Origin of the sequence: Arenimonas sp. (assembly GCF_044353605.1) — a bacterium.
Taxonomy (GTDB): Bacteria; Pseudomonadota; Gammaproteobacteria; order Xanthomonadales; family Xanthomonadaceae; genus Arenimonas.
In genome coordinates, this window is the sequence record NZ_JBILBO010000005.1 from 84,095 (window position 1) to 106,513 (window position 22,419).

Sequence of the window (22,419 nt, forward strand, 5' to 3'; positions counted from 1 at the left end):
CTGGTTGATTACAGCCCCTGCGCCGCCTGCTGCACGGCGCGGAATAGGGCGCGGCCCTTGTTCATGGTTTCCTGCCACTCCATGGCCGGCTGCGAATCGTACACGATGCCGGCACCGGCCTGTACATGCAGCATGCCGTCCATGATCACGGCGGTGCGGATGGCGATGGCGGTGTCGGTATCGCCCCACCAATTGATGTAACCCACTGCACCGGAATAGATATGGCGCTTGTGCGGTTCCAGCTCCTGGATGATTTCCAGCGCACGGATTTTCGGCGCGCCGCTTACGGTGCCGGCCGGAAAGGTGGCACGGAATATGTCGGCAAAGCCGAGTCCGTCCTTCAAACGGCCCTGCACTTCCGAAACGATATGCATCACATGCGAATAGCGCTCGATCACGAAACGCTGCGGCACAGTCACCGAATTCGGTTCGGCAACGCGACCAACGTCGTTGCGACCCAGATCGATCAGCATCAGGTGCTCGGCGCATTCTTTGGCATCGCCCAGCAGTTCGGTTTCCAGCGCGGCATCGTGCTCGGCATCGGCGCCGCGCGGGCGGGTGCCGGCAATCGGGCGCACGGTAACCCGGCCGTTCTTGGCACGCACCAGAATCTCCGGCGAGGAGCCGACCACCTGATAGCCGCCGAAATCCAGGAAGTACATGTACGGCGACGGATTCAGCGCACGCAGCGCACGGTAAACATCGACCGGCCGCGCTTTAAACGGAATACTCATGCGCTGGCTCAGCACCACCTGGAAGGCATCCCCGGCGCGGATGTAATCCTTGGCCTTGGCTACCGCCGCAGTGAATTCCGGCTCGGAAAATCCGGACACGAAATCGGACTCATCCAGCAATGAAGGGTGCAGCACATCCGGATAGCTGCGCCCGGAATGGCGAAGACGGTACACCAGCTCATCCAGCCGGCGCTGGGCTTTGGCGAAAGCCTGCGGCTCGGACGGATCGGCATGCACAATCAGGTAAAGTCGGCCTTTCAGGTTGTCGAACACCGCCACTTCCTCGCTGAGCAGCAAGAGCGCATCCGGTACCGGCAGCGCGTCGGGCTTGTGCGAGGCCGCCAGTTTCGGTTCAATCCAAGCAATGGTTTCGAAACCGAAGTAACCGACTAGACCGCCGGAAAAATCCGGCAGCTGCGGCAGTTTCGGAACATGGTACCGTTCACGCAATTCATCCACCTTTGCCAGCGGATCGGCCAAGGTTTCGGAAGCGACGGTTACGCCGCAGTCCTGCTCTTCGAACTGGTAGCCGCGGAACACGAAACTGCGACGCGCCGGAAGACCGATGATGGAATAGCGACCCCAGGTTTCACCACCCTCGACCGACTCGAACAGATAGGTGTTCGGACCATCGGCCAGCTTGAGGTAAACCGACAGCGGGGTGTCGAGATCGGACAGCACCTCGCGCACGACAGGAATGCGGTTGTAGCCGGCGGATACGGCTTGGTCGAATTCAGCCTGATTGGTCATAAAGCTTTGGCGATTTCGTCGCGCATGCGCCGGATGGTCTCGGCGTAATCGCCGGCCCCGAAAATAGCTGATCCGGCCACGAAGGCATCGGCGCCGGCCTCGGCCACCGCGCCGATGTTATCAATCTTGATGCCACCGTCCACTTCCAGACGGATCAGACGGCCGGTTTCACGGATGCGTTCGCGCACCAGACGGATTTTGTCCAGCGCCTGCGGGATGAAACTCTGCCCGCCGAAACCGGGATTGACCGACATGATCAGCACCAGATCGAGCTTGTCGAGCACATGGTCGAGCACGTTCAATGGCGTCGCCGGATTCAGCACCAGACCGGCCTGGCAGCCGCTGTCGTGAATCAGACCGATGGTGCGGTCGACGTGCTCAGAGGCTTCGGGATGGAAGCTGATCAGACTGGCGCCGGCCTTGGCGAAATCGGGTACGAGCCGATCGACCGGCTTGACCATCAGGTGCACATCGATCGGAGCGGTCACGCCATGTTTTCGCAGAGCTTCGCACACGAGCGGTCCGATGGTGAGATTCGGAACGTAATGGTTATCCATCACGTCGAAGTGCACCCAGTCGGCACCGGCGGCGAGAACGGCGTCGACTTCTTCACCAAGCTTGGCGAAATTAGCGGACAGGATGGACGGAGCGATGATCGGTTTCATGACGGGCCTCAGGGTTGTTGCCGACGTTTGCGGATTTCTTCGTAGGCCGCATTGATGTCGCGCGCGCGGCGTTCTGCCAGCTCCTTGATTTCAGGGGCAGCATTGGCGACTTTATCGGGATGGTACTCGGACATCCGGCGCCGGTAAGCGGCATCGATGGCGTCCATATCGGCGCCTTCATCGACATCCAGCACCGCGTAAGGATCCGCGGCGTCACCGGTTGACGGCGCTTCAGGCTTGCGTTTGCCGGAAAATGCGCCTTTGTCATACAGGTGGCCGATGACGATACCGATGATGATGAACACCGGTCGGCGCAGCAACAGGCCGATCAAGCCACCGATGATCTTACCTTTCCATTGCGAGAGTGAATTCATTTGCGGCATCCGGGTTGGTTGGCGTACCAGGCGGCGAGTGTGTTGATATCTTTCGGCTGCAGTGTATTGGCAATGTTGTTCATCACCGGGTGTTTGCGGTTGCCGTTACGGTAGGCCTGCAAGGCCGTCACCAGATAGGCTTCATGCTGGCAACGCAGAATTGGATTGGCGGGAATCCGGCTCTGGCCGTCGACACCATGACAGGCGGTGCACTGGCCGGATTTCGGCGGCGCCTTGCTTTGGGCATACACCCATGGGCACGCTGCCAGCAACAGGAGAAAGAGGACACGGGACATGCGCTTATTCTAGCAGTCAGCCCGCCCGCTTAGCGGTACAATAACGAAAGTCCGCGCTTATCAAGGTTCCCCCGTGGCCACCACCCTGCACACTTCCGATCTCGACCTGCCCCTGTTGCACCGCGGCAAAGTCCGCGATGTCTATGGCTTGCCCGGCAACCGCCTGCTGATGGTCGCCTCCGACCGGCTGTCGGCCTTTGATGTGGTTCTGCCCGACCCGATTCCCGGCAAAGGCGAAATGCTCTGCCAGATTTCCAACTTCTGGTTCGGCAAGACCGCGCACCTGTGCCCCAACCACTTGACCCATGAACCGGTGGCCTCAGTGCTGCCGGCGGGCGTGGAAGCCGCGCTTTACACCAAACGCTCGGTGGTCGCCAAGAAGTTGAAAGCCCTGCCGGTTGAAGCCATCGCCCGCGGCTATATCATCGGTTCGGGCTGGAAGGACTACCAGGCCAACGGCGCCATCTGCGGCATCCGGCTTCCGGCTGGGTTGCGTCAGGCCGAACAACTGCCGGAGCCGATTTTCACGCCCAGCACCAAAGCGGCTGTCGGCGATCACGACGAGAACGTCGGCTTCGATGTGGTGGTGGATAAAGTCGGCGCCGAGCTGGCCGAACAGGTCCGCGCCAAAACCCTCGAAATTTACGCCTTCGCCGCCCAGTATGCGCGCGAACGCGGCATCATCATCGCCGACACCAAGCTGGAATTCGGCCTGGATGAAAACGGCGTGCTGCATGTGATGGACGAAATGCTGACACCGGATTCCTCGCGCTTCTGGCCGGCCGACACCTATCAGACCGGCATCAGTCCGCCGAGTTACGACAAGCAGTACGTGCGCGATTATCTGGAGACCCTGGACTGGAACAAAACCGCGCCCGGTCCGCATGTACCGACCGACATCATCGCCGCCACCCGCGGCAAATACGCCGAAGCCCTGCTTCGCCTTGCCGACATCACCGTGGAGTAAACCCATGCGCCGTATCGACGAACTGCTGACGAATTATTCGAACGATCACCAGAACCCCGCCAACCAGCGCATGCATCTGGTATGCGTGCCCTTGATCGTCTGGTCGGTGACCGCCATGCTCTGGTGCATTCCGGTGCCGGAGAGCCTGCTCAAGCCGGGCTTCTGGTTCGCGTTTGCGCTGTTCTTCACCTGGATGTATTACTGGAAACTATCCAAGTCGTTGGCGCTGGGCAGTCTGCTCGGATTCGTCGCCTTTGGTTTCATCAATTATGCGCTGGCCGCCCGCTTCGGCATCGATGGCCTGCTCAAAATCGCCAGCGGCGTATTCATCGTGGCCTGGATCGGCCAGTTCATCGGGCACAAATGGGAAGGCAAGCGCCCGAGCTTCTTCACCGACCTGGTCTACCTGCTGGTCGGTCCGCTGTGGACCCTGAGCAAGCTTTACAAGAAGACCGGCATTGCCATCTGAAAGCGGCCGCCTGAGCGGCCGTGAACTCGGTCTGGTCGCGCTGATCTGTCTGGCCTGGGCCGGCAACTTCATCACCTCGAAACTGGCCTTAGAGGATTTTCCGCCGTTTCTGTTCACCGCGCTTCGCCTGCTGCTGCTGACCCTGTTGCTCGGCGCCTTCCTGAAACTGCCGCCGCGCACGGTCTGGCCACGGCTGCTGGCGGTAGCCCTGTTCAACGGGGTTCTGCACTTCGCGCTCAGTTTCTGGTCGCTCAAGCTCTCGCACAACATCGCCTCACCGGCGATCGTGATGCAAAGCTATGTGCCGATGGTGGCCCTGCTCGCCTGGTGGCTGCTTGGCGAGAAATTTCATTGGCGCACCGGCACCGCCATTGCGGTCAGCTTTCTGGGCGTGCTGGTGCTCGGCTTCGATCCGGCCATCCTGGCCGATCCGCTGCCGCTGGGGCTGATGCTGATTTCAGCCCTGTTCATCGCACTTGGCACCATCGCCATGCGTGGCCTGCAGATGGACCTGATCCAGCAGCAGGGCTGGACCGCCGCCATTGGCCTGATTCCGATCTGGCTGATGAGCGTGTTGGTGGAAGGCAATCCGCTGGCACACATCCAAAATGCCGGCACGCAGGCCTGGATCGGTGTACTGTACGCGGCGTTGATTGCTTCGCTGGTCGGGCACGGTCTGTTCTTCGTGTTGATCAAACGCCACCCGGTGGCGATGATTACACCCTATCTGCTCACCGCGCCGCTGCTGGCCGCCATCCTCGGCGTCGTCTTGCTGGGTGATCAGGTCGGTATCCGCGTCTGGATCGGCGGCGCGATGGTGTTGTCTGGCGTGCTCGGCGTGGCGATGCGCAACCTGCAGAAAGCCAAACCGGAACCGCCGGTGGCAGCGGATCTGGTTTAACCGCATAAAGGAAAGGGCCCTTGCGGGCCCTTTCGGTTACAGATGCGCGACCCAGTTGTCCTGTTCTTTGGGACGCAGCAGCCAGCGGCACAGCGCCGGCAGGAATACGATGGCGGCGATCATATTGACCACGAACATGAAAGTCAGCATCACGCCCATGTCGGCCTGGAACTTCAGATCGGAGAAGATCCACATGGCCACACCCACCGCCAGCGTCAGCGCGGTGTAGAAAATGGCGATGCCGGTGGTCTTCAGAGCGATGAAGTAGCTTTCCGACAGGGTCTTGCCCTGATTCAGGGCCTCGCGCATGCGCGCGAAAATATAGATGCCGTAATCGACGCCGATGCCGACGCCGAGCGCGACCACGGTCAATGTATTCACTTTCATGCCGATACCAAGCTCGACCATCAGGCTGTGGCCGAGTTCGGTCACCAGCATCAGCGGCAGCGTCACGCACAGGGCAGAACGCCAGTTCTTGAAGCTGATCCAGCACATCACGAATACCGCACCGTATAGCAGCCAGAGAATAAGATGTTCTTTTTCGCGCACGGTGTCGTTGGTCGCGGCCTGCACTCCCAGCGGACCGGTGGCCAGGCGGAAATTGACCTGATCGGTGGTGTATTCCTCGCCGTTTTCCTGGGCCTTGGCCATGGCGGCATCACGCTTCTTGGCGAAGCCTTCTTCGTAGGCCTTGTTCTCGGTGCGGAACTTCTTGGTTTCGGAGACCAAGCGATCGATGGTGGTCGACTTGTGGTCTTTGGTGAACACGGTCACCGGAATCGCCGAGCAGTCGGCATTGAGCAGACCGGAATCGGTTTCGAAGCTCTGCGTCGACTGGCGCAGCGTATCCGGATCACGCGGCAGCACTTTCCAGCGCGGCGAACCGTCATTCCAGCCGGCATTGACCTGCTTGGCGGCCATCGGCAGGGTGATGACCTGTTCGACGCCTTCGACATTGGCCATATGCCAAGCGAAACGGTCGATGGTTTCCATCGCCTTGTAGCTGGTGGTACAGGCCGACGGACCGGCTTCCACGATAATGTTCATGGTATCCACACCAAGCGCGAAGCGCGAACTGATCAGGCGCGCATCCTGGTTGTAACGGGCTTCTGGGCGCAGTTCGGCCACGCCCTGTTGGGCGTCGCCGATCATGACCTTGTTGCCATGCCACCATGCGGCAGCCCAGACCACCGCGCCGAGGGTCAACACGGTCGCTGCGGCTTTCGGGCGCGACAGCTTGGACAGTGCCGCCCAGATCTTGTCGAATTGAGTCAGCTGGCGCAGGCGGAACTCACGTTTCTTGTCGAGATTGCGCAATTTGGTGTAGCTGAGCAAAATCGGCAGCAGCACCAGATCGGTCAGGATGGTCAGCGCCACGCCGACGGTGGCGGTGATGGCCAGCTCGCGGATCATCTGAATCGGAATCACCATGATCGCGCCGAAGCCGATACAACCCGCCAACAATGCCACGGTGCCGGGAACCAACAGTGCCTTGAAGCTGCGGTGCGCCGCGGTCAGCGGATCAACGGCATGCGCCGCGCGCGCACGCAGCTCTTCGACGGTACCTTCTTCAAGACCCCCGAAGAAAATCTCGCCGCGGAAACGGTTGATCATCTGCTCGCCGTGGCTGACCGCAATGGCGAAAATCAAGAACGGCGTCAGCATGTTCATCGGGTCAATGCCGAAACCCATCAACTTGAGCGCACCCAGCATCCAGACCACCGACACCAGCGCAGCCAGAACAGTCAGCGAGGCCAGCTTGGCGGAACTGGAATACAGGAACAGCAGAATCCAGGTGAACGCGATGGTGATCAGGAAGAATTTGATGACACTCATCGCGCCGTCGGAGATGTCGCCGACCATTTTGGCAAAACCAATGATGTGCACACTGGTGTTGTCGTTTTCGTACTTGGTTCGGATTGCTTCCAGCTGCTTGGCGACTTTCTGGTAATCGAGTTTGTTGACATCGCTTTCCGGAATCAGATCGGCCCAGACCATCGCACCGGAATAATCCTTGGCGACCAGACGGCCGGTGATGCCGGCCTTGACGATGTTGCCCTTGATCGTATCGAATTGTTCCGGAGTGGCTTCGAAGCCTTCCAGGTTCGGGGTGAAGTCCTGCGGAATGACGTTGCCACCGGACAGCCCGTCTTCGACCACTTCGATGAAGCGCACGTTCGGCGTGAACAACGAACGCGCCTTGGCATCATCGGTGGCGTCGAGATTGATGACATCGTTGGTGACGTTTTCCAAGGTGGCCATGTACTCTTTCGAGAACATGTTGCCGTCCTTGGCCATGACCGCAATCAGAACGCGGTTGGCACCACCGAAATCGGCCTGATAATCGGTGAAGGTTCGCATATATTCATGCTGTAGCGGCACCTGCTTGTTGAAGCCGGCATCCACCTTCAGCTGGCTGGCGAAGAAAGCCATGACCACGGTAATCAGCACGAATGCAGCCAGTACCAGCGCACGGTTACCGAAAATGATGCGTTCGGCGAGTTGATCGAATTTACTCATGACTGCAGCCTCACTGAACGTTGGTGTTGACGGCGCCCAGATCGGACGTCAGCAGATAACCGCCATCGGTGGCGACGGCCGCAGACAGCGCCGGCGTCTGGCCGGAGCCGAGCTGGATGTTTTTGGCACTGAAGTTCTCCTCGCCGACACGGCGCGCCAGCAGGGTGCCGTTGCTGCCGACCAGAACGACCGTGCCATCGGCACCGACCGTCCCGCCGATCAGACTGATTTCGGTACCGCTTTCGATTTTGCGCCAGCTGCCGCCGGCATTATCGGACTGGTAGACATTGCCACGCAGACCGAAGGCCAGCACACGTTCGCCACCGAGGGTAATCAGGCCGAACATGGAGCCGGCATAAGGCAGGCGCAGTTTGCTCCAGCTGGCACCGCCATCGGCGGAACGGAAGCCGGCACCACGCTCACCCATCACCAACAGCACGCCGGATTCGGTGCGGGTGATGGCATTCAGATGCGGGTCGGACTCGGCGCCGAGTTCCAGTGCGCTGTCATCGAAGGTACCCGTATCGCTGGCAGTCATATCGACCACAGCGGCGGGCGAACTGCCACCGACCGATAATGCAGTCCAGGTGGTGCCTGCATCCTCGGTTTTCAGCAACAGGCTGTAAGCACCGACGGCATAGCCCTCGGTCGGACTGGTGAACAGGGTGTCGAGAACCGGTGAGCCGTTGGTCAGCTCCTGGCTGTCGGCTGACCACGGCTGTGCGCGCTGGCGCTGCCAGGTCCGGCCGGAGTCGGCAGAAAAAAGGATGATGCCATCATGACCGGCAGCCCAAACCGACGCGCCCTGCGCGGATACGGTGGAGAGCGTTGAGCGGGTCGGCGTGGCGACCTGCTCCCAGGTTTTGCCGTCCGTGGAAATCAGCACATGGCCGCGCTCGCCGACGGCAACGAAGCCGCTGTCCGTGCGCGCGATGTCGAGCAGCAGGCTGCTGGCGGCTTTGGGAAGAATTTCGGATTCGCTGACCGACGGATCGTCTTCGGCGATGTCCAGCGACAGCGCGATGAACGGCACCGTCAATAATGCGGTGGCGCCCACAAGGCGCCAGGATGTTTTCGGCCGATTAGCCATGGAGATCCCCCGGATGGATTTGGCACAAAGAAAGCCGCGCCCGAAGGCGCGGCTTGGTTGGATCAACGCACGCCTTCGTTGCGGAGGTTCTGCGGCGTGTAATCGCTCGGAGCACTCTGGAAGCCGAAGTTGAACGGCTTGTCTTCGTTGTCGAGCAGACCGGCGATGTAACGACCGGACTTCAGGTCGTGATGGGTCTCGACCGTGGCCCAGAATACCGGCACTTCGAAGTAGTTGATGCTATCGGCCTGCGAGAAGCGCCACAGCTTGCCTTGACCATCGTAGTGGTCGACCAGCAGGATCTGCCAGCTGTCTTCATCCACATAGAACGTACGGCGCGAATTGATGTGGCGTTGACCGGCTTTCAGCGTGGCATCGACCACCCAGACGCGGTGGAGTTCATAACGCAGGAAATCCGGGTTCAGATGGTTCGGACGGATCAGATCCTTGACCTTGGTGCTGCCGCTGTGCGCCTTGTAGGAGTTGTACGGCACGTACATTTCCTGCTTGCCGACCAGTTTCCAGTTGAAGCGGTCCATCGCGCCGTTGAACATATCGGTCATGTCATTGGTGCGCAGGCCGTCAGTGGCGGTACCCGGGTTGTCGTAGGCCACGTTCGGAGCGAGGCGGACGCGGCGTTGACCGGGATTGTAGACCCAGGCTTTGCGCGGTGAAGCCACCGAGTTCAGACTTTCGTGCACCAGCAATACCTGGCCGGCCAGACGCGCCGGACCCAGCACTTCCTGTTTGAAGTACAGCAGGATGCTGTTGATGTTTTCGGTGGTGTTGCCCGGCTTGTAGTAGAGGCCCAGACCGTCTTCACGCAGGCGGGTCAGGGTGAATGCACCCGAAGCCGAAGGCGCGGCCTGGTTGGCGAAGCGAGAGAACGAGACACCTTTGTATTTCAGCTTGTGGTTCCAGATGACTTCGTAGCCGTTCTGCGGAATCGGAAACGGAATGCCCTCGGCGCAGTTCTTGACACCTTCACCGCCGGCGACGAGCTCGCACTGGGTGGCATTGCGCTTGGTGAAGTCGTAAATGCGCTGCGGCGCCGAAGCAGAGCGACGGGTCGGATAGACATTCATTTTGAAGGTCTTGTACTTCCCGAACATCGCTTCCTGGCCCGGCGACAGCTTGCCGGCATACTGCTTGTAATTGGCCGGGGTGATGCTGAACTCGACCTTGTCAGCGGCGAACGGATCCGGATGGAACATGCCGGCCTTATAGCCTGACGGCGGTTTGGTGATGCCGCCGGTGTAGGCCGGAATAGCGCCGCCGTTACCGGCTTTCTCGCCGCCCAACGGGGTCAGCGTACCATCCAGCTGAGATGCTTTATCGGCACCGACTTTGGCGGTTGCCGCCGAAGCCAGGGCGAGACCGGCGCCGATCATTACGGCCAGCGCCAATTTGTTTTTATGTGTTGCAGTCATTCAGAATCCCTCCCAGGAGTGTTAGAACGAATATTTCACGGAGAACGAGTAGAAGTCGCGGTCGTAGATCTGGTTCAGCTGGCCGGCACCGTTGAAGCCGGTATAGCTCAGATCGAACACCCACCGTTGCAGGTAGTTGGCTTCCACACCGACCGTGATGGATTTGCGGCCTTCCATGAAGTTGCCGCCCGGACCTGGGGTGATTCCCTTGACGTCGTGGTTGAACGCGACACGCGGCGACAGGGTAACGGGCGAACCAAACACGCTGTTGTAGTCCGCGCGCGCAGCCAGGCGATAGCCCCACGAGAAGTTGGTCGGGAAACCGCCGACTTGGGTCAACGGATTGCGCAGGCAACCGGGCTGCAGAACGCTGCCCGGCAGTCCGGCGACCACGTCGCCGACATTGCAACCGCCGCCGGTATCGGTACCTTCACCTTCATAACGCAAGACCGATTGGTCAGGCAGGTTGGCTTGCGTACCGCCAAGCTCACCGACCAGGGCAATCTGTTCGGCGCCGAGCACCGAGCTGAAGGCCTTGGTGAAGGTCATCTGCAATTGCGTCACTTCATGTTCGCGCCAGCCTTTGACATAGGCACCCGGGGCGACCGATGTGCAGCCCGGCAGCAACTGGCTGCAGAAGAAGGCGGCCGGCGGCGCACCACCGGCAGTCAGAGCCTGATTGATCGGGCTCAGACCGGCAAACAGCACTTCTACGTCATCCACCTGCAAGGGCATGTTCGGACGGTAGCTGACCTCGCCCTGCCAGGCTACGCCACCCGGAAGGGTGGTGTTGAAGCTGACGCCGAACAGATGGATGTCTTCCGGATACTCGACGATCAGCGCGGCCGAGTTGGCGGCCGGTGCCGGCAGAATCACATTGGCGGCACGGCCCGACAGCAAGGGCAGACGGCTGTGGTAGTTCATCGCGTAGAAACCGAATTCGGTCTGATTCAGACCTTCGGCATACCAGCGCAGGGCCAAACCGAACTGACCGGAGTCACGGGCCTCGTTGTCTTCCAGACGGGCACCGGCGGCACCGCAGGCAGCAGCCAACAGGGCACCAGCAGTCGGTGCGCCGTAAATGGCGGACAGTTCAGCGAAGCGGTCAGAGTTGGCGACATTGGTCTGGCCTGCGGCCGGCTGGCCGAGGATACAGGTGCTGGCGAAGTTTTCCGGGTTGTTCACCGGCTGGGTCACGGTGCCGAAACCGAGCATGATGTAAGTACCGCCCGGCGAGGCGAAGTCGTTGGTGCTGAAATAAGTACCGGACGGGTCGACTTCGGTCGGTTTCCAATCAAACTGGTAATAGGCTTCCATCGACACCGATTCGCTGAACTTGGTCGAGGCGAACAGCATGTTGGTCGGCAGGAAGGCTTCCTTCAGCTCGGCACCGGCCACGCGCAGACGCGAGACATCGACCGGATTGACCACGTTGATGCCGTTCTGGATGAAGGTGCTTTCGCCCCAGCTCACGACCTGCTTACCGAAGCGGATGGTACCGGACACTTCGTCATTGGCGCCGATGGCGTAGTTCTTCCAGATGAAGGCGTCGTAGAGACGGAAGTCGCTGGCGACCTTTTCCTTGGCAGCTTTGGTGAAATCGTCCCGGTCGCTGTTTTCGAAATCGTAGAAGTAGCTGGCGCGGGTGAAGAAGCCCCAATCGCGGTAGGTCAACTCCAGTTCGGAAGTGATCTTGAAGGCATTCGAGAAGGCGTCGCCTTTTTCGTACTTGATGTTGCCGTCGTCACGGTTGCCGGAGAAGCGACCCGGAGCGGCGATTTGCGCGGCGGATCCCGGAAAAGCACCCAGACCGGCCAACGGGCCCGGCAGGGTCTGACCCTGAAGCGCAATCAGCGGATTGATGGTGGCTTTACCAATCAGGCCTTCGGCCGGATCTTCGGTGCGGATGGAAATACCGTAAGAAACGGTGGTGTCCAGACTGCCCTTTAGCTCGCCATTTTCGAATTCAAAAGCCTGTGCCATCGGCGCCGCGAACAGGCCGAGGGCGACGGCCGCGGCGAGCGGCGAGCGTTGCACGAAACGTTGCATTTTCTTCATGGGTGTATTTCCAGTTATTGTTGAATGTGGAGTCCGTATCTTCCGCAACCACCGCGTTTCATGAGCTTTTGGAAACGAAACGGGCGCTGCAAAAACCATCACGACGGCAAGCACTCGGCAGGCTATTTCGGGCAATTAGAGTGTTTTGTCTAATGCAGTATTAAATATTCGTTAGAAAAGCGCAATACCCCCTCGTATGGAGGTCCGGCCGAGCCGGATTCAGGCCGGCGGATGCCCCCGCAGAACCCGGCGCAGGATGGCATAGCCGACCAGGGCCGACAGCAAGGAGCCGCCCAGGATGCCCAAACGATGGCTGAGCTGATAATCCACATGCTCCGGACCGAAGGACAAGGAGCCGACAAACAGGCTCATGGTGAAACCGATGCCGCACAGCGTGGCCATGCCGAACAAGGCCGGCCAGCCGATGTCGGGGTCCAGTTTGGCGAACTTCAGCCGGACACAGACCCAAATGAAGCCGAAAACCCCGATTTGCTTGCCAAAGAACAGACCCGCGGCAATCCCCAGGGGGACCGGGGCCAACAGGTCGTTCACACCCAGGCCGGCCAGAGGCACGCCGGCATTGGCAAAGGCAAAAATGGGCAGGATGGCAAAGGCCACCCAGGGGTGCAGAGCATGCATCAGGGCTTCCGAGGAACCATCCTTGCTGCCCTTGCCCAGAGGAATCATGAGCCCGAGGATGACCCCGGCAATGGTGGCATGCACCCCGGAATTGAGCACGGCCAGCCAGAGCAGGAAGCCGATAAACAGATAAAGACCTAAGTTGCCGACCTTGAAGCGGTTCATCGTGGCCAGAACGCCGGTCAAGGCCAGCGCCGTCACCAGCCCGACCACCGACAGATGGTCGGTATAGAACAGCGCAATGATAATGATGGCGCCCAGATCATCGGCCACGGCGATGGCCAACAGCAGCATTTTCAGCACCATCGGCACCCGCGAGCCCAACAAGGACAGGATGCCGAGTGCGAACGCGATATCGGTCGCGGCCGGAATGGCCACGCCATGCAGCGCCGCCGGATCACCGGCATTCAGGCCGGCATAGATCAGCATCGGCACGGCCATGCCGCCCAGCGCGCCGATGACCGGCAGGGTGATATTGGCCCGGTCGGCGAATTGGCCTTCGACCAGCTCGCGCTTGAGCTCCATGCCGACCACCAGGAAAAATACCACCATCAGGCCGTCATTGATCCAGTGCGAGACCGACTTATCCAGCGCCAGATGGCCGAAGCCGATGCTTAAATGGGTATTCAGCCAGGCCTGATAGTCACCCGCCAGCGCCGAATTGGCCACGACCATCGCCACGACGGTAGCCAATACCAGCACGATGCCACCGGCGGCCTCCATTTTCATGAAGGCATTCAGGCCTGCCAGCGCACGTCGGTGCATGGCCAGAGATTCCGGGTTTTCCTGTCGGGGACTGCGGGACGAATCGTGCATGGGGACTTCCTTATGGGACAAGCCGATTATAATCGCTAAAAATCACGGACGCCGCGATGACCCCGATTACCCGTTTTTTCCGCTGGTTTGGTCCTTTGGCGGCTCTGTTTGCCTATGGTCTGGCTACCGCGTCCGAAATGCCGTTCGCCTTCGCCGCCACACTGGCATTGACCGTGCTGTGCGCGGTGTGGTGGATGAGTGAGGCGGTTGATCCGGCATTTACCGCCCTACTGGCCTTAGCTGTATTGCCCATGGCCGGAATTTTGGATGCCAAGCAAGTGGCGCAAAGCGTTGGCAATGAACTCATTCTGCTGCTCATGGGCGGATTCATGCTGTCGCGCGCATTGGAAGCCAGTGGCGCGCACCGGCGACTGGCCTATGCCATGGTAAATGCGGTGGGCGGCGGATCCGGGCGCAGCCTCATCATCGGATTTACCTTTGCAACCGCCTTCATCAGCATGTGGATATCCAATACCGCCACTACCCTGATCATGCTGCCAGTGGCCTATGCCATCATCGAACACTACAAAGACCCCCGACTGGCCATGCCCTTGGTTTTATGCATTGCCTATGCCGCCAGTATCGGCGGCCTTGGAACGCCCATCGGCAGCCCGCCGAATCTGGTGTTCATGCAGCAATACCAACAGGCCACCGGAACCGCCTACAGTTTCCTGGATTGGATGCAGGTCGGCATTCCGGTCATGCTTCTGCTGCTGCCGATTCTGGCCTTCGGTCTCTCGCGGCATTTGCGTAACAGCCCGGCCGCAACGCTTCCGACATTAGGCGCGTGGACGCGTGCGGAAAAACGCGTACTGTGGGTATTCGGTCTAACTGCTCTGGCATGGATTACACGCGCCGCGCCTTTTGGCGGCTGGAGTGAGTGGCTCAACCTGCCGGGCGCCAATGACGCCAGCGTCGCTTTGCTGGCCGTTGCGGTGATGGCTCTGGTTCCGTCCGGCAACCCAGAAAAGCAGCCGCTGTTGACCTGGCAGGCTGCAAGCCGCATACCCTGGGGCGTGCTCCTGCTGTTCGCCGGCGGCATTGCCCTGGCAACCGCCTTTCAGGAAAGCGGCATCAGCGATGCCATCAGCAACTCGCTGGTTTCGGCACACCATTTACCGCTGTTCGCAATGATGGTGATCATCATCGCCAGCGTGGTCTTGCTTTCGGAAATCGCCAGCAACACCGCCACTGCAGTATTGCTGATGCCGATTCTGGCCGCCGCTGCCAAAGGCCTGAACATCGAACCGGCCTTGCTGATGCTGCCCGCCGCCATGGCCGCCAGCATCGGTTTCATGCTACCGGTAGCAACGGCGCCCAACGCCGTGGCCTATGGTTCGGGCTTCATCCGCAGCAAAGACATGCTGCGCGAAGGTTTCTGGCTGGATATCGTCAGCGTGCTGGTGGTTTGTGCGGTATGTTGGGCGGTACTGATATGAGAAAAGGCGCCGAAGCGCCTTTTCATTTTTATTGGTAGCTGCTTATTTCTTCTTCGGAATATACAGATCGGTGATGCTGCCATCGAACACTTCCGCCGCCATGGCCACGGTTTCGCTCAAGGTCGGATGCGGATGGATGGTGTGGCCGATGTCGGCTGCTTCGCAGCCCATTTCGATGGCCAGCGCGATTTCGGCAATCAGATCGCCGGCATGCGAACCGACGATACCGGCACCGATGACGCGGTGTGTGGACGGATCGAACAACAGCTTGGTGAAGCCTTCGGTACGGCCAATGCCAATGGCGCGGCCCGAGGCCGCCCACGGAAACTTGCCGACTTCATAGGCGATGCTCTTGGCTTTGGCCTCGATTTCGGTCAATCCCACCCAGGCGATTTCCGGATCGGTATAGGCCACCGATGGGATGACCCGCGCCACCCATTCACGTTTGTGTCCGGCCACGACTTCCGCCGCCACTTTGGCTTCATGTGTGGCTTTGTGCGCCAGCATCGGCTGACCGACCAGATCGCCGATGGCAAAGATGTGCGGCACATTGGTGCGCATCTGCTTGTCGACCGAAATGAACCCGCGCTCACTGACCTGCACGCCGGCATTTTCCACTTTCAGCTTGCCGCCGTTCGGGCTGCGCCCGACCGACACCAGCACGCGCTCGTAATCCTTGCTTTCCGGAACCGATGCGCCCTCGAATTCAGCGCTGAGCGCCTTCTTGCCGGCCGTGACCTGGGTGACTTTGCAGGACGTATGAATTGCTACGCCGCGCTTTTTCAGCAAAACCTGTAACGGCTTGACCAGGTCCGGATCGGCACCCGGCATCAATTGATCCATAAATTCGACTACGGTGACGGCGCTGCCCAACGCGGAATACACGCAGGCCATTTCCAGACCGATGATACCGCCGCCAACCACCAGCAGACGCTTGGGCACATCGGCCAGCATCAGCGCATCGGTCGAGTCCATGACCCGCGGATCTTCCCAGGGAAAGGCCGGCAGTTTCACCGGCTGCGAACCGGCGGCAATGATGCATTGCGCGAAATCGATGGTTTCAACGCCTTTTTTGGTCGCTATCGACAGTCGGTTAGCGGAGGCAAACTCGGCAACGCCGATGACAGTTCGCACCTTGCGCTGTTTCGCCATGCCGGCAATGCCCTTGCTGAGCGTACCGACGGTTTTTTCTTTGTGCGCGCGCAGCTTATCCAGATCGATTTTTGCAGCGCCGAAGTCCAGGCCGATGTCGGCCACGTGTTTGACTTCTTCGATGACATTGGCGGCATGCAGCAGCGCTTTCGAAGGGATGCACCCGACATTCAGGCAGACCCCGCCGAGCTGCGCATAGCGCTCGACCAGAATCACGTCCATGCCCAGATCCGCGGCGCGGAAGGCGGCCGTGTACCCGCCCGGGCCGGAACCAATGACCACCAGCTGACAGGCGTGATCGGCATCGCCTTTCGGCGCCGGTGCGGCCTTGGCTGCAGGCGTGGCAGGTACTGGCCCGGATTTTGGCGCGGGCGCAGCGGGCGTTGCCGTTGGCGCAGGCACTGCGGCGGGCTCACCCGCCGCTTCGAGCAGGGCAATGACATCGCCCTCGCTGAGGGTATCGCCGAGCTTGACTTTCCATTGTTTCAGCACACCGCTGGCACTGGCCGGGACTTCCATGGTGGCTTTGTCGGATTCCAGTGTGAGCAGGCCCTGATTGCTGGCAACGGTGTCGCCCTCCTTCACCAGGAATTCGATGACGGCAGCACTGCCGCCGATATCGGGGACTTTCAGTTCAATGGTAGCCATGGCGTCAGACCAGCAGGCGACGCAGATCGGCGAGGACCTGAGCCATGTAGACGGTGAAACGGGCAGCGGCTGCACCATCAATGACGCGGTGGTCATAGGACAGCGAGAGCGGCAGCATCAATTTCGGCGCGAACTCCGCGCCGTTCCAGACCGGCTTGGTCTGCGCCTTGGAAACACCGAGGATGGCCACTTCCGGGGCATTGATGATCGGCGTGAAAGCCGTGCCGCCAATGCCGCCCAGCGAGGAAATGGTGAAGCAGCCACCCTGCATGTCGGCGCCGGTGAGTTTCTTCTCGCGGGCCTTGACGCTGATGGTGGCCAGTTCGTGCGAGAGCTCGATCAATCCCTTTTTATCGCAATCACGGATGACCGGAACCACCAGACCGTCCGGTGTATCGACCGCGATGCCGATATGGAAATACTGCTTGAGCACCAGATTGTCACCATCGAGCGAGGCATTGAAGTTCGGAAATTTCTTCAGCCCTGCCACGGCGGCCTTGATCAGGAACACCAGCGGAGTCACTTTCACGTCTTTGTGTTCTTCACCGAGCTTCTTGCGGAAAACTTCCATCTCGGTGATGTCGGCTTCATCGAATTGGGTGACGTGGGGAATCATCGCCCAGTTGCGCGCAAGGTTGGCGCCCGACAGCTTCTTGATGCGCGACAGCGGTTCGCTGCTGACCGGACCGAACTTGCTGAAATCAACCTGCGGCCACGGAATCAGATTCAGACCACTGCCGCCACCCGCTGAGGGCACTCCGCCGGCTAAGGTCGCTTTCACGAATTGCTGCACATCCTCTTTGCTAATGCGGCCGCCGCGTTCACTGCCCTTGACCTGCGCCAGATCGACGCCAAGCTCGCGGGCGAATACGCGCACGGCCGGACTGGCATAAGGCACTATGCCCGGAACCAACTCGCTGTTATCAGGCGCATGCATGGCTACCGATGGGGCTGGTGCCGGGGTCGTTGCGGGCGTCGGTGCCGGCATCGGGGCTTGCGGCGTAGCTGAAGGTGCGGATACGGGCGCGGGCGCAACTACCGGAGTGGCCACGGCAGCAGGTGCCGGTGTTGCGGCAGCCGCCGAAACTTTAATGCGGGCAACCAGATCGCCGGCCGAGAGTTCATCACCGAGCTTGGCGATGATTTCGATGATTTCGCCGGTAACCGGCGACGGCACTTCCATGGTGGCTTTATCGGATTCAAGGGTCAGCAGGCCTTGGTCCTTTTTCACGGTCTCGCCGACTTTCACCAGCAACTCGATGACCGGCACCCCGGAATCGCTGCCAAGGTCTGGGACACGCGCTTCGATCAATTCAGACATAACTCACCCAAATGGAATATCCAAGCTATTGTCGCCCGAACCGGAGCCCTTGCCAATGGCTGTGGCGGTCAAAAAAATCCCGCCGGAGCGGGAGGGAGAGGAAATAGGGGGATTACGGCGATTGCAAAGGTCTATTTGATGCTGAGAAAGTCGATTGGCTTGCCGTTGGGCAGTCGGACATCCAAGGCATTGTCGAGAGCGTCCATGCGCTGAATACGTTTGCACATGCCATCGGCCAAGGGCTCGAGCGCCTTGGCACGCGCATCGATGCTGGCGTCCAGATCTTTTTCCATGGCATTCATGCGGGATTCCATCGCCGCGGCTTTCTCCTCGCCGGCGAACATCGCCTTCATCGCGAAACCCAGCGCGCTGCCGACGATATCGGGCACGAACTCGGAAACGATCGGCTCGACGATGCCGCGCATGGATTGGTCGTTGAAAATCGGCAAGCGGGTCGGATCATTGGCCGAAGACACGGCTTTGGCACGGGCCTTGTCGTAATCCGTAGATTTTCCGGCATCACCGGAAAGCGCAACCGAAACCGCGCCGAGGGCGTCGAAAGCAATATTGACGGCTTCGGTAACCACTTTGCGCGACTCCGGCACCAGAAGGCGCAGCTCCGCTTCGAAACCATCAAGACGATTTTGGTCCGCGGCCGATACTGCCGTCTGTTTGCCGTTGATGTATAACTGACCACCGCCAAGCACCATTCGGGTGTTGCGTCCGTCATTGTTTTCGAATACGAAGGCCTGGCCGCTCATGCTGACCTGATAGTCGGAATAGGCATCGCAACTGACCTTGATATCGGTGCCGGTGTTTTCGGCGGAAATCGGTGCACAGACCAGCAAGCTGGCGGCCAGTGTTGCGGTGACGAGTAGAGGCGAGGTGCGCATCAGTTCTCTCTCTCAGGTAGATGGTTCCAGTTTAGGGCAGCGACCGCTGCCTGCCATGTGCCGATGGTTGGCATGACTTTCGTCATGAATCAGGCCAGGCTTTGCATTAGAATGGAGTGACCCTGAAGGTGGACCCCATGCGCGAATTCATCCGGAACCATACCCTGCTCTGTTTGATGCTGCTGGCCGGCATCTGGGCGCTGTCCTTCCAAGGCAGTCGCGGCTTGATGGAGCCCGATGAAGGGCGCTATACCAACGTCGCGCTGCAGATACTGCAACACGATGACTGGATCTCCCTTTACCGCAATCAGGACAGTCTGCACTTCACCAAGCCGCCACTCACCTACTGGATGGTGGCCGCATCGGTCAGTCTGTTCGGTCACAACGAGTGGGCCGTCCGGCTGCCCATGGCCCTGGCGTTTCTGCTGCTGGTTTTCCTGGGCTACCGTCTGGGTCGCCTGTTCGTGCCTTCACGGCCCTGGCTGCCGGCATTGTTCATTCCGGCATCGCCACTGATACTGCTGGCCGCCAGCTGGGTGAATACCGACACGGTGCTGGCCGCGATGACCACTCTGGCAATGACCTGCTATGCCCAGTACCGTTTCGGCGGTGGCAATCGCCGATGGCTAGATGCGATGTGGTGCGCTTTCGCGCTGGCATTCATGACCAAAGGACCTCCTGGTCTGTTGCCTTTGCTCGCCGTGGTGGTGTTCGCACTCTGGCACCGGGACGGCCGCGCCCTATTGCGTCCGCTTGGCTTGCTCGGCTTCATTTTGATCGGATTCACCTGGTACGCGACGGTCATCCACCGCCATCCGGGACTTCTGGATTATTTTCTCGGCCATGAAGTGGTCGCCCGCATCGCCACCGATACCCATAACCGGAACAGTGAGTGGTACGGTCCGTTCACCCAGTTCCTGCCGACGCTATGGCTCGGCACCTTGCCCGCGCTGATTGCCCTTGCGGTTTTCCGCAAAAAATCTCCGGCACCGACACGGCCTCAGGAACAAACACGCTTTCTCTGGCTGTGGTTCGCCTTACCGCTACTGGTATTCAGCCTGGCGCAGTCGCGACTGCCGCTGTATGTGCTGGGCCTGACCGTGCCGGCCTTGTTGCTGCTGAGCCGCAGGTTGGAAAACGCGCCCTTCGGTCGTGGTGCCGCCATCGCCATGGCGGCTTGGCTTGCTGCGATTCTGGCCATCAAGGGTTTGTTACCGGTTGCTTTGGACGATCATGACAAGGACTCCCGTGCCTTTGCCCAAGACATCCGGCCGATGCTTCCGGGCAAACCGGAACAGATCATCTTCGTTGAAGACATGTCGCGCAACGGCCTGAATCTTTATTTCGATGCCGACATCAAAAAGGTGTCGTTTACCGCGCGCGTGAAACCGATTTCCGATTCCTCCTACGACTCCAGTCTTGCTGAGGAGTTGGCGCTTCCCCCGGACCGCCGCGTGTTCATCCTCAAGCGCGAAATCGAAGAGCGCTTTCTGGGCGAAGTGGCCCAGGCCGGAATCGCCCCGGAAAAGCGCGGTGAATGGATTGAGGGCAAGAAGCCCGGCTCGCGCGACCGCATGCTCTATGTATTGCCCGGGGACTTTCCGCAAGCACAATAAAAATCGGCCCGAACGGGCCGATTTTCATGGGCATAGAGGAACGCCTTACTGGGCCGGTGCGGCTGTGCGCGCAGCTACCGGATAACGGGTGTAGATCTGTGTTACCGCATACTGGATGGCGGCTCCCGGATTTTCCATGGCTTTCTTGCTCAGGGTGCCTTCAAGCACGCCTTCCCAGATCAGCTCCTTGCGTTTGGTGTCGACGATGTCGACGCTGACGGTACCGACTTTATAGTTACGGGTCTCGACATCGGAACCATAGACCGGAATGCCCAAGCCGTAGCCGAAACCGCCGCGATAACCGTAATAGCCCACAGACATGGTCGGGCTGCTGTAGGTTTCACTGCGGTTTTCGATGTTGGAGTAGAAATTGACCTGCAGATCCGGATTGTTGGCATCGTAAACATACCCGCGGGCGGCCATTTCATTCTTTACCGCATTCTTGAAATGCCCGGTGATCATGGTCGAGTAACCGGCCTTGTCGGTCGCAAGCGGGGTGACCCAGCCGTAGGTTTTGTAGGATGTGAAATCCACGTTCGGACGCGACTGACTGCTGATGCTGGGCTGGCTGGCGCAACCGGCCAGACTCAGGGCGGATCCGAACAGGACGGCTTTGAGCAATAGGGACTTCATAAACACCTCGGTCAATTCTGGGAAGTTTCCGCACGGGTGCGGTCGGACGGGGCTCATCCGGCGTCCTTACTTTATCGGATAGCGCTTGAAATTGCCATCAGCCGTCCCGCTCAGGGCCGTTCCGATTCCGGAAGACCGGCTTCATGGCGGGCCAGATAAACCCCGCTTGCAACGATGATGGCGGCCCCGATGAAGACCCGCGCTTCGGGCACCACCTGCCAGACCAACACATCCAGTCCAAGCGCCCAGGCCAAGGCCGAATACTCAAATGGGGTAACCGTGGCCGCCGGCGCAATGCGGAACGCCTCGGTGATGGTGAGCTGGCCGAAAAAGCCGGTAACCGCCAGTGCCGCCAGTGGCAGGAGATGATGGCGCTGCAATGGCACCCACTCCGGCAGGGCCAGTAATCCGGCCACAACTGCAATCCCCGCCATCGACCACCAGACCATGCTCTCGGCGCTGTCGGTTCGGCTGAGCAGGCGGACGCTGATGGCCGAAACCGCATAGCACAGTGCCGCCGCAAGTATGGCCAGTCCGGCCAGACTGACCAGACCTTCACCGGTCGGTTTCAGCACCAGCAATACGCCGAGCAGACCGACACCGATGGCGATCCAGCTGGCCCGCGCGACTTTTTCACCCAGAAGCGGAATGGACAGGGCCGCAATGGCGAACGGCGAGATGTAGAAAATCGCATAGGCTTCGGTCAGCGGCAGACGCTTGATGGCATAGATGAACAGGGTCAGCATCAGTACCCCGAGGCCGACACGCAACAAATGCAACGGCCAACGCACCCGCCAAAGCGAGGCCCAGGCGCCACGCCAGTGCACATACAGCAGAATCAACGGCAGCGAGCTCATGGCCCGCAGGGCCGTCACCTGCATCGGCGAAAAATCGGAGGCCAGCCCCTTCATCACTGCATCCATCAGACTGAAGAACAGGCAAGCCAGCAGCATCATCAGGATGCCCCGGCGTTTATTATCGTTTTTGGAATCATGGGACATGCTCCAT

General features: G+C 60.0%; 19 protein-coding genes. 5 read left to right on the top strand and 14 right to left on the bottom strand.

The genetic code is table 11. From position 1 onward, the window contains the following. Nucleotides 1–8: 8 nt before the first annotated feature. The 4 genes from trpE to ACIQ1A_RS04725 are packed head-to-tail and all read right to left on the bottom strand — an operon-like array spanning nucleotide 9 to nucleotide 2,819. Complete coding sequence (trpE, locus tag ACIQ1A_RS04710; protein WP_395769915.1) at nucleotides 9–1,484, bottom strand: anthranilate synthase component I; 1,476 nt, start codon at nucleotides 1,482–1,484, stop codon at nucleotides 9–11. Continuing rightward, complete coding sequence (gene rpe / locus ACIQ1A_RS04715) at nucleotides 1,481–2,149, bottom strand: ribulose-phosphate 3-epimerase (RefSeq protein ID WP_395769916.1); 669 nt, start codon at nucleotides 2,147–2,149, stop codon at nucleotides 1,481–1,483. The genes trpE and rpe overlap by 4 nt, the downstream gene beginning before the upstream one ends. An 8-nt stretch (nucleotides 2,150–2,157) precedes the next feature. Further along, nucleotides 2,158–2,523 carry a DnaJ family molecular chaperone gene (locus ACIQ1A_RS04720; RefSeq protein WP_395769917.1) on the bottom strand — a complete coding sequence of 122 codons (366 nt, stop codon included), beginning with the start codon at nucleotides 2,521–2,523 and terminating at the stop codon, nucleotides 2,158–2,160. Beyond that, nucleotides 2,520–2,819, bottom strand: coding sequence for a c-type cytochrome (locus ACIQ1A_RS04725; protein WP_395769918.1), 300 nt, complete (start codon nucleotides 2,817–2,819; stop codon nucleotides 2,520–2,522). Before ACIQ1A_RS04725 ends, ACIQ1A_RS04720 begins: the two co-directional genes overlap by 4 nt. A gap of 73 nt (nucleotides 2,820–2,892) precedes the next feature. On the opposite strand from ACIQ1A_RS04725, the gene ACIQ1A_RS04730 reads away from it, so the two are divergent. The 3 genes from ACIQ1A_RS04730 to ACIQ1A_RS04740 are packed head-to-tail and all read left to right on the top strand — an operon-like array spanning nucleotide 2,893 to nucleotide 5,156. Beyond that, nucleotides 2,893–3,786 carry a phosphoribosylaminoimidazolesuccinocarboxamide synthase gene (locus tag ACIQ1A_RS04730; protein ID WP_395769919.1) on the top strand — a complete coding sequence of 298 codons (894 nt, stop codon included), beginning with the start codon at nucleotides 2,893–2,895 and terminating at the stop codon, nucleotides 3,784–3,786. A 4-nt stretch (nucleotides 3,787–3,790) separates the two neighbouring features. Further along, the gene (locus ACIQ1A_RS04735; RefSeq protein WP_395769920.1) at nucleotides 3,791–4,255 is read left to right on the top strand and encodes a DUF962 domain-containing protein; all 465 of its coding nucleotides are present in this window, start codon (nucleotides 3,791–3,793) and stop codon (nucleotides 4,253–4,255) included. Then, nucleotides 4,245–5,156, top strand: coding sequence for a DMT family transporter (locus ACIQ1A_RS04740; RefSeq protein ID WP_395769921.1), 912 nt, complete (start codon nucleotides 4,245–4,247; stop codon nucleotides 5,154–5,156). The genes ACIQ1A_RS04735 and ACIQ1A_RS04740 overlap by 11 nt, the downstream gene beginning before the upstream one ends. 36 nt (nucleotides 5,157–5,192) lie before the next feature. On the opposite strand, the gene ACIQ1A_RS04745 is transcribed toward ACIQ1A_RS04740, so the two are convergent. From ACIQ1A_RS04745 to nhaA, 5 genes are all read right to left on the bottom strand, one after another. Beyond that, nucleotides 5,193–7,676, bottom strand: a complete 2,484-nt coding sequence (locus ACIQ1A_RS04745) for an RND family transporter (protein WP_395769922.1) — start codon at nucleotides 7,674–7,676, stop codon at nucleotides 5,193–5,195. A gap of 10 nt (nucleotides 7,677–7,686) precedes the next feature. Beyond that, the gene (locus tag ACIQ1A_RS04750; protein WP_395769923.1) at nucleotides 7,687–8,766 is read right to left on the bottom strand and encodes a YCF48-related protein; all 1,080 of its coding nucleotides are present in this window, start codon (nucleotides 8,764–8,766) and stop codon (nucleotides 7,687–7,689) included. Between the two features lie 62 nt (nucleotides 8,767–8,828). Beyond that, on the bottom strand, nucleotides 8,829–10,196 hold the full coding sequence (locus ACIQ1A_RS04755) for a DUF1329 domain-containing protein (RefSeq protein ID WP_395769924.1): 1,368 nt from the start codon (nucleotides 10,194–10,196) through the stop codon (nucleotides 8,829–8,831). Nucleotides 10,197–10,217: 21 nt separating this feature from the next. Then, the gene (locus ACIQ1A_RS04760) at nucleotides 10,218–12,254 is read right to left on the bottom strand and encodes a DUF1302 domain-containing protein (RefSeq protein ID WP_395769925.1); all 2,037 of its coding nucleotides are present in this window, start codon (nucleotides 12,252–12,254) and stop codon (nucleotides 10,218–10,220) included. A 219-nt stretch (nucleotides 12,255–12,473) separates the two neighbouring features. Further along, nucleotides 12,474–13,709: a Na+/H+ antiporter NhaA gene (gene nhaA / locus ACIQ1A_RS04765; RefSeq protein WP_395769926.1), complete on the bottom strand. Its 1,236-nt coding sequence runs from the start codon at nucleotides 13,707–13,709 to the stop codon at nucleotides 12,474–12,476. Between the two features lie 56 nt (nucleotides 13,710–13,765). Between nhaA and ACIQ1A_RS04770 the strand changes: the two genes are divergently transcribed. Then, entirely contained in the window at nucleotides 13,766–15,148 is a 1,383-nt protein-coding gene (locus ACIQ1A_RS04770; RefSeq protein ID WP_395769927.1) for an SLC13 family permease, read from the top strand. A gap of 42 nt (nucleotides 15,149–15,190) precedes the next feature. Here ACIQ1A_RS04770 and lpdA read toward each other — a convergent pair whose 3' ends face one another. The 3 genes from lpdA to ACIQ1A_RS04785 all read right to left on the bottom strand — a co-directional run bounded on the left by lpdA (nucleotide 15,191) and on the right by ACIQ1A_RS04785 (nucleotide 19,162). Further along, nucleotides 15,191–16,948 carry a dihydrolipoyl dehydrogenase gene (gene lpdA, locus ACIQ1A_RS04775; protein WP_395769928.1) on the bottom strand — a complete coding sequence of 586 codons (1,758 nt, stop codon included), beginning with the start codon at nucleotides 16,946–16,948 and terminating at the stop codon, nucleotides 15,191–15,193. A gap of 4 nt (nucleotides 16,949–16,952) precedes the next feature. Then, complete coding sequence (gene aceF / locus ACIQ1A_RS04780; protein WP_395769929.1) at nucleotides 16,953–18,269, bottom strand: dihydrolipoyllysine-residue acetyltransferase; 1,317 nt, start codon at nucleotides 18,267–18,269, stop codon at nucleotides 16,953–16,955. A 131-nt stretch (nucleotides 18,270–18,400) separates the two neighbouring features. After that, nucleotides 18,401–19,162, bottom strand: a complete 762-nt coding sequence (locus tag ACIQ1A_RS04785) for a DUF2884 family protein (protein WP_395769930.1) — start codon at nucleotides 19,160–19,162, stop codon at nucleotides 18,401–18,403. 137 nt (nucleotides 19,163–19,299) lie between these two features. On the opposite strand from ACIQ1A_RS04785, the gene ACIQ1A_RS04790 reads away from it, so the two are divergent. Beyond that, complete coding sequence (locus tag ACIQ1A_RS04790; RefSeq protein WP_395769931.1) at nucleotides 19,300–20,778, top strand: ArnT family glycosyltransferase; 1,479 nt, start codon at nucleotides 19,300–19,302, stop codon at nucleotides 20,776–20,778. A 45-nt stretch (nucleotides 20,779–20,823) separates the two neighbouring features. On the opposite strand, the gene ACIQ1A_RS04795 is transcribed toward ACIQ1A_RS04790, so the two are convergent. Both ACIQ1A_RS04795 and ACIQ1A_RS04800 read right to left on the bottom strand, forming a co-directional pair. Continuing rightward, complete coding sequence (locus tag ACIQ1A_RS04795) at nucleotides 20,824–21,411, bottom strand: DUF4136 domain-containing protein (protein ID WP_395769932.1); 588 nt, start codon at nucleotides 21,409–21,411, stop codon at nucleotides 20,824–20,826. Between the two features lie 110 nt (nucleotides 21,412–21,521). Then, nucleotides 21,522–22,412 carry a DMT family transporter gene (locus tag ACIQ1A_RS04800; protein WP_395769933.1) on the bottom strand — a complete coding sequence of 297 codons (891 nt, stop codon included), beginning with the start codon at nucleotides 22,410–22,412 and terminating at the stop codon, nucleotides 21,522–21,524. Between the last annotated feature and the right edge of the window lie 7 nt (nucleotides 22,413–22,419).